Here is a 10,673-nt window from a genome sequence, read left to right on the forward strand (position 1 = left end):
GCCACCCGGGGACCGTCGCGGCGACCAACGGTCGTCGGTCGGTACCTTCGCGGCTCAGGGCGGGGCGAAGCGGCAGCGTCCGGCGGGTCCGGCGTCGGCCGGCACGCCTTGCTCAGGGCTGTTCGAACACCACGGCCATCGGCGTCTGCTCCGAGCCCTGTCCGAGCGGGTTGTCGGCGAACATCGCCTCGTAGCGCTCCTTCGGCCCGGCCGCGTCCAAGCCGAGCACGTTGCGGCCGAGGTCGTTGGCGTCCATCACGACCGTGCCGCCGAAGGTGTCGCGCCACGGCGCCGGCACCCGGGCCCGGATCGCCGCCGACAACCGTGCCGCCACGCCGTCGGGGTCCTTCGGGCCGAGCTTGGCCGAGACGTTGGCCGGGTAGACCGAGTACTCCGTCGGCCCGTCGATGGCGCGGATGTCGCCACCCACCAGGTCGTAGAACAGGCCCCGCCTGCCGACCAGCTTGCCGACCGCCCCGCCGACGGCGGCATACAGCACCCGGGGCAGGCCGGCCTCCTGGATCGCCAGCTGCATGGTGAACGGCGAGCCGAGCCCGATCCCGGCCGGGGTGCGCGTCACGTACCGCGAGAGCACCCGGGCCGGCCGGGAGACCTTGATGTCCCAGACGAAGTAGGACCGGCCCTGCGTGATCGCCACCACCTTCTCGGAGATGAAGAAGTACCAGCGCCCCTTCGTGGCGACCTCGTGCTCCGCCCCGGCCTCGGGCAGCCCGGCAAAGAACCGCTCCACGTAGCCGAGGGTCTTCTCGTCGAGGTCGTCCTCGCGGGCGTACAGCTCGGTGCGCAGCGGGTAGCGCCGCACCGCCTCACCCGAGTCGAGCCGCAGGTCGAGCGACTTGCGGGCGTTCGGCTCGTAGTCGGTCTTCGGCCGGGTCTGCACCGCCACCGCGTCGTCGGACGGCTGCTCGTCGAAGTACTCCTGCAGCCACAGCTCGAGGTTGACCAGGCGCCAGAAGGTCATCGAGTCGACGTCGTTGGTGCCCTTGATCCAGCCCTCGAAGGCGTGCAGCACCTCGGTCTGCTCGAAGTACGGCCGGTTGGCGAACGACTCGGACAGGAAGATGCCGTAGAAGTGGTTCTTCAGCGTCATGAACCACTCGCCCTGCGGTGTGGTGAAGCCGATCTTGTTGCGCCGCAAGCGGATCGAGTCGGGCAGCAGGCCGGTCGTCGCGTCGCGCAGGATGCGCTTGTTCCAGCCGTCCTTGATGATCGCCTCGTCCGAGAGCGAGAAGACGAACTTGACGACCTCCTTGTCGAGGAACGGCACGCGCCCCTCGAGCGAGAACCGCATGGTGTTCTTGTCCTCGTAGCGCAGCAGCGAGGGCAGCGACCCGACGAAGAGGTCCTCGATCAGGCGCTTCTTGAGGTTGCGCTGTTCGACGACGTAGCGCTCGTCGCGGTGCGCCGCCACGAAGTCCCGGCCGAGCAGCTGCGTCGTGGGGATGTCGCGGCGCCCGCGCAGCCGCGCCTTGAGCTTGAACCGGCCCAGCCGGTACAGCACGTCGAGCGACCTGGACAGCTCGGCCGCCGCCTTGAGCCCGCCCTCGGCCCGCAGCTGACGCAGGTAGACGAAGTAGTAGGGCACGTAGCCGGCCATCATCTCGTCGGCGCCCTGCCCGTCGAGCAGTACGGTCACGTGCTCGGTCGCCTCGCGCATCACCTGGTACTGGGCGTACGGGCCGCTGGAGATCAGCGGCTCCTCCTGGGTGCGCACGAAGTCGCGCAGGTCGGCCTTGAACTCCGAGGCGGTCGGCTTGATCTTGTGCCCGGCGACGTGGCCGCGGCAGATCTCCAGGACGTCGTCGACGTAGCGCTCCTCGTCGTTGATCGAGTTCGGGAAGACCGCGCTGAACGTGTTCTGCTGCTGGCCGACGGACTCGGTCGTCCTGTCGCCCGAGTTGATCAGCCGGTTGATGACGACGGCGACGGCCGACGAGTCGAGCCCGCCGGACAGCGACGTGCCCACCGGCACCTCGGACTGGAGCCGGAGCCGGACCGCCTCGACGAGCCGCTCGCGGTACTCCGCGGTGGCCGCCTCGTCGTAGGGTCGCTGCTGGTGCGCCAGCTCGGCCAGCTCCTCGCGCAGCCGGGTGAACATCCGCCGGTCGGCGTGACCGTCCTCGCCGATCGTCATCATCTCGCCGGGCTCGAGCCGCTCGATCCCGTCGAAGAACGTCTCCGGCCCGTCCTCGTGGATCCGGTAGCGCAGGTACCGGTAGATGGTGCGCTCGTTAGGACGCTTCTCGTAGTGGCCCGATGCGAGCAGGGGCTTGATCTCCGAGGCGAACAGCCACGCGGCGGCGCCGTCCGCGCCCGAGCCGGCTGAGCGGCATACGTACACGGGTTTGATGCCGAAGTGGTCGCGTGCGAGGGTCATGGTGCGGCGCTCGCGGTCCCAGATCGCCAGGCCGAACATCCCGTTGAAGCGGTCGAACGCGTCCGCGCCCCACTCGGCGAACGCCTCGAGCACGACCTCGGTGTCGCAGTCCGTCGTGAACACCCGGCCCAGCTGCTGCAGCTCGGCGCGCAGGTCGAGGTAGTTGTAGACCTCGCCGTTGTAGGCGATCGTGAAGCGCTCGTCGGCGGTGCTCATCGGCTGCTGACCGTGGGCGACGTCGATGATCGAGAGCCGCCGGTGGGCCAGCCCGCCCCGGCCGTGCGTGAAGATCCCCTCGCCGTCCGGGCCGCGGTGGCGCTGGCAGTCGTTCATCCGGCGCAGCAGCGCCTCGTCCGCCTCGAAACCGACGTATCCCGCGATCCCACACATGCGCCCAAGGGTAGTGGTGGTATGCCGCTGGGCCCGGCGCCGGCCCACCCCATCGACAGTGCAGCAATCCCGATCGAGGATCACCAGAGCTGCTCTCTCGATTACGAAAGGTGCACTCTCGATGTGGTCACCAGGTCACTCCCACTCGATGGTGCCCGGGGGCTTGCTGGTGACGTCGAGCACGACCCGGTTGACCTCGGGCACCTCGTTGGTGATCCGCGTCGAGATGTGCGCGAGCACCTCGTAGGGCACCCGGGCCCAGTCGGCCGTCATGGCGTCCTCCGAGGCGACCGGGCGCAGCACGATCGGGTGGCCGTAGGTGCGCCCGTCGCCCTGCACGCCCACGGAGCGCACGTCGGCGAGCAGCACGACCGGGCACTGCCAGATCTCGCGGTCGAGCCCGGCCCGGGTCAGCTCCGCGCGGGCGATCGCGTCGGCGCGGCGCAGCACGGCCAGGCGCGGCGCGTCGACCGCCCCGACGACCCGGATGGCCAGGCCCGGCCCGGGGAACGGCTGGCGCCACACGATCGCCTCGGGCACGCCCAGCTCGAGGCCGACCTGGCGCACCTCGTCCTTGAACAGGGCGCGCAGCGGCTCGACGAGCCCGAACCGCAGGTCGTCGGGCAGCCCGCCGACGTTGTGGTGGCTCTTGATGTTGGCCGCGCCGTCCCCGCCCCCGGACTCGACCACGTCGGGGTAGAGGGTGCCCTGCACGAGCCACTTGACCGGGTGCTCCTCCCCGGCCTCGCCGTGCGACCCCCGCGAGACGACGTCGCGGGCCGCCTGCTCGAAGACGCGGATGAACTGCTCGCCGATGATCTTGCGCTTGGTCTCCGGGTCGGTGACCCCGGTCAGGGCGGCCAGGAAGCGCTCGCGGGCGTCGACGACGAGCAGGTCGACCCCGGTCGCGGCGACGAAGTCGTGCCGGACCTGCTCGGCCTCGCCCTCGCGCAGCAGCCCGTGGTCGACGAACACGCAGGTCAGCTGGTCGCCGACGGCCCGCTGGACGAGGGCCGCCGCAACCGACGAGTCGACGCCGCCGGACAGGGCACACAGCACCCGGTCGCCGCCGACCTGCGCCCGCACCGCGGCCACGAGGTCGCCCACCACGTTGCCGGGGGTCCATGACGGCTCGATGCCGGCGCCGTGCCACAGGAAGTTCTCGAGCACCCGCTGGCCCTGCTCGGAGTGCAGCACCTCGGGGTGCCACTGCACGCCGTAGAGCCGGCGCTCGTCGTCCTCGATCGCGGCCACCGGCGTGCCGGCGGTCGAGGCGGTCACCCGGGCACCCTGCGGCGCGACCGTGACCGAGTCGCCGTGTGACATCCAGACGACCTGGCTCGCCGGCTGGCCCGCGAAGAGGGTGGACCCGGCCGTGGTGACCGTGGCGTCGGTCTTGCCGTACTCGCGCGCGCCGGTCTGCTCGACCGTGCCGCCCAGCGCCTGCGCCATCGACTGGAAGCCGTAGCACATCCCCAGGACCGGCACGCCCGCCGCGAGCAGCGCGGCGTCGAGCCGGGGCGCCCCCGGCTCGTAGACCGAGCTCGGCCCACCGGAGAGGATCACCGCGGCCGGCTGCCTGGCCAGCATCTGGTCGACCGGCATCGAGTGCGGCACGACCTCGCTGTACACCCGCGCCTCGCGTACCCGCCGGGCAATGAGCTGGGCGTACTGCGCGCCGAAGTCGACCACGAGCACGGGGTGACGCTGCAGGTCGGTGGGGCTCTGGCTCACGGGCGAAGCCTAGCCGTCCGCCGACCTGCTGCCGGATGCCGCCGGGCCGGGACCGCGCGGGGGCACCGCCCCGCGGTGGGCGGCATACCCACGGCGTCCGGACCGGCCGGCGGTTCCGGTGCGGCGGTCAGGCGGGCTGGCCGTCCTGCGCGGTGGCGGCCGGGCCACCCGCGGGGTGGACCCGCTGCAGCAGCGCGGTCGTCTCCAGGTGGACGCGGTGCTCGGCGACCCAGGGCAGCACCGGCACGAACCCGGCCAGCAGGTTCAGCACGATCCGCTTGAGGCTCCAGGCGCTCTTCAGGCCCAGGTTGGCGACCGACGCGGCATACCCCATGTAGATGAAGCCGTGGATGTAGCTCCAGTTGCGGGTCAGGAAGTTGTCCATGCCCAGGCCGTACTTCATCACCATCTCGGCGATCAGGATGAACAGCGCGACACCGGCGGTGATCGCCATGACGCGGTAGGCGGACAGCGCCGTGCGGATCTGGTTCGGCTTGGCCAGGTGGGTGGGGTGGGTGCTCACGCGTGGGCTTCTTCCTTCGGTGCGACCGGCCGGCGCTGCGCCAGCCATTCGGCTCTGATGATCTTGGCAAACATCCAGACGGCGAACAGGCCGAAGGCCCACCACTGGACGGCGTAGGCGGCGTTCCTGAGGTTCAGGTGCGAGGGCAGCTCGGGCGGCGGCACCCGCGTCAGCCCGGTGGCGGCCGGGTCGAGGGCCGTGCCGTCGGCCGACTCGCTCGAGGCGAGCAGGACGACGTTGTAGAGCTGTCCGGGCCACTCGTTGACCAGTGCGGCCAGGTCGATCGCCTGCCGTTGCGGCTCGGGCAGCGCGCCGGAGCCGACCCGGGGCGACTCACCGGGGCCGAGCGTGCCGAGGACCTCGACGGTGCCGGCCGGCGGGGCCGGCGGCCGAGCCGGCGTGCCGGCGACGAACCCGCGCAGCACGGCGACCGTGCCCTGCGCGGTCTGCAACGGGGTGACGACCCACGAGCCCGTCCGCCCGTCCAGGCGGCGGTCGACGACGAGGATCTGGTCGGCGGCGGCGTAGGTGCCGGTGGCGATGACCCGCCGGTTCGAGAAGTCGGCCTCGAACGCGGAGTGCGGCCGGGTCACCTGCCCGAGCGGCTCGCGTGGCAGGCTCGCAGCGGCCGCGACGGCCTCGGCCCGGCCCTTGTCCTGGGCAACCCCGAGCTGCCAGAGCCCCAGGAGGGTGCACGCGGTCACGACGACGGCCAGGACCAGGACCAGCCCGATCCAGCGAGGTCGAACGAGGCCGGCAGACACTCCCCCAGCGTAGGTCACCGTCGAGGTGCCACAGGACTGACCCGGGTGGCCCCTACAATGACGCACGAACCTGACCGAGCCGACGACCGAGAGGCCCGCCGTGGTGCAGCTGCTGCTCGCGCACCTCGTCGCCGCCACCCTGGCACCGCTGCTGGTACGGCGGCTCGGCCGCACCGCGTTCTTCGTCGTCGCACTGGCCCCCGCGGCCTCGTTCGGATGGCTGGTCGCTGTGGCCGGCGAGGTCCGCGCCGGGCACGGCCCCGAGCAGCGGGTCACCTGGGTGCCCGGCCTCGGACTCGACCTGGACTTCCGGCTCACCACCCTCTCGTGGGTGCTATCGCTGCTCGTGACCGGCGTGGGTGCCCTGGTGCTGTTCTACTGCCGCTGGTACTTCGCGCGGGACGACCCGGGCCTGTGGCGGTTCATCGCGGTCTTCACCGCGTTCGCCGGTGCGATGCTCGGACTCGTCCTGACCGACAACTTCCTGATCCTCTACGTCTTCTGGGAGCTGACGACGGTCTTCTCCTACCTGCTGGTCGGGCACAACCCCGCGAGCCTGACGAACCGGCGCTCGGCCATGCAGGCCCTGATCGTGACCACGGTCGGTGGTCTGGCCATGCTGGTCGGCATCATCGCCCTCGGTGTCCGGCACAGCTACCGGATCAGCGAGGTTCTGGCCGACCCGCCGCCGCTCGACGCCGTCACCGTCGGTGCCGTGGTGCTGCTGCTGGTCGGGGCGCTCAGCAAGTCGGCCCTGTTCCCCTTCCACTTCTGGCTGCCCGGCGCGATGGCGGCACCCACGCCGGTCAGCGCCTACCTGCATGCGGCCGCCATGGTCAAGGCGGGCGTCTACCTCGTCGCACTGCTCGCCCCCGCCTTCGCCGGAGCACCGGCGTGGCACGCGCTGACGCTCGGCCTCGGCGTCGCCACCATGCTCGTCGGGGGGTGGCGCGCGCTGCGACAGCACGACATCAAGCTCCTGCTCGCCTATGGCACCGTCAGCCAGCTCGGCTTCATGGTCGCGTTCGCTGGGCTCGGCACCCAGGAGGGCGCCCTGGCCGCACTCGCGCTGGTCGTCTCCCATGGGCTGTTCAAGTCGACCCTGTTCCTCACCGTCGGGGTGATCGACCACGCGACCGGCACCCGGGACCTGCGCGAGCTGTCCGGCGTGGGTCACCGGCTGCTGCCGCTGGCCGTCCCGGCCGTGCTCGCCGGGTGCTCAATGGCCGGCATCCCCCCACTGGCCGGCTTCGTCGCGAAGGAGGCCGCGATCACGGCAGAGCTCGAGGCGGCCACCGGCGCGGTGCCGTTCGCGCCGGGCTGGGGCTGGCTGCTCACGGTCGCCGTGCTCGCCGGCATGGTCCTGACCGTCGCCTACACCGCGCGGTTCCTCTGGGGTGCCTTCGCCACGAAACCGGGTATGCCGCCCACCCCCCTGCACGCGCCGCACCCGGGGTTCGTCCTCGCCCCGCTCCTGCTGGGCGTGGGCTCCCTGCTCGTCGGGCTGCTGGCCCCGCTCGAGCACGAGTGGCTGGTGCCGTACTCGCGCGAGCTGACGGCCGGGGCAAGCCCGCAGGTGCTTGCCCTGTGGCACGGTTTCACCCCGGCGTTCGGCCTGTCGGTGCTCGCCATCGCCGTGGGCCTCGTGCTGTTCGTCCGGCGCGACCGGATCGCCCGGGTCCAGTCGGCGATGCCCTCGATCGTCGACACGGAGCGTGGCTATGCCCGGCTGATCCGCTGGCTCGAGGTCGGCTCGGTCGAGGTGACCGCCCGGACCCAACGCGGCTCGCTCCCCTTCTACCTGGCCACGATCCTGCTCGTGTTCATCGCCCTGCCCGGCGCCATGTCGGTCACCCGAGGGGCGATCGGGGCGCTCCGGCTCTGGGACTCCCCCGCGCAGGCCGTCGTCGGGGCCGTTGTCGTCGCGGCTGGCATCCTCGTCCTGCTGACGAACCGGCGGCTCGCCTCGGTGATGCTCGTCGGTGTCACCGGCTACGGGGTCGCCACCCTGTTCATCCTGCACGGCGCGCCGGATCTCGCGATCACCCAGATGTTGGTCGAGACCGTCTCGCTCGTCGTGTTCGTCCTCGCGCTGCGCCGGCTGCCGACCCGGTTCGAGCGGCACGACCGGTCCTTGCGCCGCCGCTGGCGGGTCGTCCTCGGGACCGCCTCGGGGGCTGCCGTCGGCGCGATCGCCCTCGTCGCTAGCGCGGCGCGGCACGACACGCCGGTCTCGATCGACTTCCCCACCGAGGCGTACGCGTTCGGGCACGGCAAGAACATCGTCAACGTGACCCTCGTCGACATCCGTGCCTGGGACACCCTCGGGGAGGTCTCCGTCCTCGTGGCGGCGGCTACCGGCATCGCGAGCCTCATCTTCGTCAGGACCCGTAACACCGCGCTCTCCATGGCCAGCGCCCAGTCCCTCACCCCGACGGAGCCGGGCCGGGGCACCTGGCTGCGGGGCGGCCGGACCCTGCGCCCCGAGCGCCGCTCGGTCATCTTCGAGGTGGTCACCAGACTGATCTTCCACATCATGATCGCGGTGTCCCTCTACGTGCTGTTCTCGGGGCACAACCTGCCCGGCGGTGGCTTCGCCGGGGGCCTCGTCGCGGGTCTGGCCCTCGTCGTGCGCTACCTCGCCGGCGGTCGCTACGAGCTCGACGAGGCGGCTCCCTTCGACGCCGGCCTCGTCGTCGGCCTCGGTCTGCTGATCGTCGTGCTGGCCGCCCTGGCGCCGCTGGCGTTCGGCGGCACGATCCTGCAGTCCACCGTCTTCGACTTCACCCTGCCGCCGTGGGGCGAGGTGCACCTCGTCACGTCCGCCTTGTTCGACATCGGGGTCTACCTCATCGTGTTCGGCATGATGCTCGACATCGTGCGCAGCCTCGGCACCGGCATCGACCGGCAGATCGCCGCAGAGCAGAACGAGCGGGTCGAGCAGGGGGCGGGCTCATGAGACCGACACTGCCGTTCGCGCCCCCCGCCGCCGAGGCCGTCCTGCCCGCTGCTGGCGACCCGACGATCTCGGACCGTCTCGCCCCCAACGTCGTGCTTCTCGTCGTCGTGGCGGTGCTCGTGGCCACCGGGGTCTTCCTGCTGCTCGACCGCAGCCTGGTGCGCGTCCTGCTCGGCACGCTCCTCATCGGCAACGGCGTGTCGGTGCTGTTCCTCCTCGTCAGCGGCCCGGCCGGCGAGCCGCCCTTTGCCGGCATCCCGGCCACGCAGGTGAGTGACCCGCTCCCGCAGGCCATGGTCCTGACCGCGATCGTCATCTCCCTCGCCACGATCGGGTTCCTGCTCGCCCTGTCGTATCGGCTCTGGCAGCTCTCCGGCACGGACAACGTGCCCGACGATATCGAGGACGCCCGGCTCCAGGAGCTCGCCGACCTCGACGAGCCCTCGAGCACCTTCGCCGAGGGCGACGAGTCCACGACGACGGCCGACGAACTCGCCGAGGACCGGACATGACCGCCGGGCTCTCCGACCTCGTCCCGATGCCGGTCCTCCTCCCGCTTCTGGGCGCGGCCCTCACCCTGGCCGTTCGGCGCTCGCCCCGCCTCCAACGGCTCACCAGCACTGCGGTCCTCAGCGGGCTCGTCGCGGTCGCCGCGGTGCTCGTCGTCGAGACGGACCGGCGCGGCCCCCTGGTGCTCTGGGTCGGGGCGTGGAAGGAGCCGCTCGGCATCTCCCTGGTCGCCGACCGGCTCAGTGCTCTCATGCTGCTCGTGTCCGGCGTCGTCATGCTCGTCGTGCTCGTCTTCTCGATCGCCCAGGGCTACGAGGACGACGAGACGGACACCCCGATGACGATCTTCCACCCGACCTACCTCGTCCTCGCCGCAGGGGTGAGCAACGCCTTCCTCGCCGGCGACCTGTTCAACCTGTTCGTCGGCTTCGAGATCCTGCTCTTCGCCTCGTACGTGCTGCTGACGCTGGGAGGCACCAGCCAGCGGATTCACGCCGGGACGACATACGTCGTCGTGAGCCTGCTCTCCTCCGCCCTCTTCCTGATCGGGATCGCCGCGACGTATGCCGCGACCGGCACCGTCAACCTCGCGCAGCTCGCGATCCGTATCGGGGGTCTCGACCCTGGCGCCGTGCTCGTCCTGCAGCTGTGCCTGCTCACGGCGTTCGGGATCAAGGCCGCGGTCTTCCCGCTCTCGGCCTGGCTCCCGGACAGTTACCCCACCGCACCGGCTCCCGTCACCGCCGTCTTCGCCGGGCTGCTGACCAAGGTCGGCATCTACGCCATCATCCGGGTGCAGACCCTGCTGTTCCCCCAGTCGCCGCTGCACGGGCTGCTCATGTGGGCGGCGCTGCTGACCATGCTCATCGGCATCCTCGGCGCCGTCTCGCAGTCCGGTCTCAAGCGGATCCTCTCGTTCACCCTGGTCAGCCACATCGGGTACATGCTCTTCGGGATCGCTCTGGCGACGACCCACGGGATGGCCGGCGCGATCTTCTACGTCGTGCACCACATCACGATCCAGACCGCGCTGTTCCTCATCGCGGGTCTGGTCGAGCGCTTCGCCGGGACGACGTCCCTCGACCGGCTCGCCGGTCTGGCTGTCGCCTCACCCGTTCTGTCCGTCCTCTTCTTCATCGCTGCCATGAACCTGTCCGGGATCCCGCCGATGTCCGGGTTCCTCGGCAAGATCGGGCTGTTCCAGGCCGGGCTCGAGGTCGGCACCACACTGTCGTGGGCGCTGGTCGTGGCCGGGATCGTGACGAGCCTGCTGACCCTCTATGCGCTGGCCAAGGTGTGGAGCCAGGCGTTCTGGCGCCCCTTCTCCGACGTCCCTGACGGGGAGGTGACCGGGCAGGCTCCCGTCCCGTCCGAGGCTCTGCCTCCGTCCGAGGC

7 protein-coding genes are annotated in these 10,673 nt (G+C 71.2%); 3 read left to right on the forward strand and 4 right to left on the reverse strand.

Going from position 1 to position 10,673, the window contains the following annotated elements:
• Window positions 1-112: 112 nt before the first annotated feature.
• The 4 genes from asnB to WMI84_RS07000 all read right to left on the reverse strand — a co-directional run bounded on the left by asnB (window position 113) and on the right by WMI84_RS07000 (window position 5,809).
• Window positions 113-2,788 carry an asparagine synthase (glutamine-hydrolyzing) gene (asnB, locus tag WMI84_RS06985; protein ID WP_347351635.1) on the reverse strand — a complete coding sequence of 892 codons (2,676 nt, stop codon included), beginning with the start codon at window positions 2,786-2,788 and terminating at the stop codon, window positions 113-115.
• A gap of 135 nt (window positions 2,789-2,923) precedes the next feature.
• Window positions 2,924-4,522, reverse strand: coding sequence for a glutamine-hydrolyzing GMP synthase (gene guaA, locus WMI84_RS06990; RefSeq protein ID WP_347351637.1), 1,599 nt, complete (start codon window positions 4,520-4,522; stop codon window positions 2,924-2,926).
• Window positions 4,523-4,649: 127 nt separating this feature from the next.
• Window positions 4,650-5,045 (reverse strand): DUF3817 domain-containing protein, encoded by a 396-nt coding sequence (locus WMI84_RS06995; protein WP_347351639.1) that lies wholly within the window; start codon window positions 5,043-5,045, stop codon window positions 4,650-4,652.
• Window positions 5,042-5,809, reverse strand: a complete 768-nt coding sequence (locus WMI84_RS07000; protein ID WP_347351641.1) for an SURF1 family protein — start codon at window positions 5,807-5,809, stop codon at window positions 5,042-5,044. Before WMI84_RS07000 ends, WMI84_RS06995 begins: the two co-directional genes overlap by 4 nt.
• Window positions 5,810-5,909: 100 nt before the next feature.
• Between WMI84_RS07000 and WMI84_RS07005 the strand changes: the two genes are divergently transcribed.
• From WMI84_RS07005 to WMI84_RS07015, 3 genes are all read left to right on the forward strand, one after another.
• Entirely contained in the window at window positions 5,910-8,768 is a 2,859-nt protein-coding gene (locus WMI84_RS07005; RefSeq protein ID WP_347351643.1) for a Na+/H+ antiporter subunit A, read from the forward strand.
• A complete protein-coding gene (locus WMI84_RS07010; protein WP_347351645.1) occupies window positions 8,765-9,280 on the forward strand; it encodes a Na(+)/H(+) antiporter subunit C in 516 nt (171 codons plus the stop codon). Before WMI84_RS07005 ends, WMI84_RS07010 begins: the two co-directional genes overlap by 4 nt.
• Window positions 9,277-10,673: Na+/H+ antiporter subunit D (locus WMI84_RS07015; RefSeq protein WP_347351647.1), on the forward strand; the 1,397-nt coding region annotated here is incomplete at its 3' end. The genes WMI84_RS07010 and WMI84_RS07015, both read left to right, overlap by 4 nt.

The organism is Intrasporangium sp. (assembly GCF_039812505.1).
Lineage (GTDB): Bacteria > Actinomycetota > Actinomycetes > Actinomycetales > Dermatophilaceae > Intrasporangium_A.

What these genes read in the sequence shown, in the direction of transcription:
- asnB (WP_347351635.1), bottom strand. Translation starts at nt 2,788, where the DNA reads ATGTGTGGGATCGCGGGATACGTCGGTTTCGAGGCGGACGAGGCGCTG.
- WMI84_RS07010 (WP_347351645.1), top strand. Translation starts at nt 8,765, where the DNA reads ATGAGACCGACACTGCCGTTCGCGCCCCCCGCCGCCGAGGCCGTCCTG.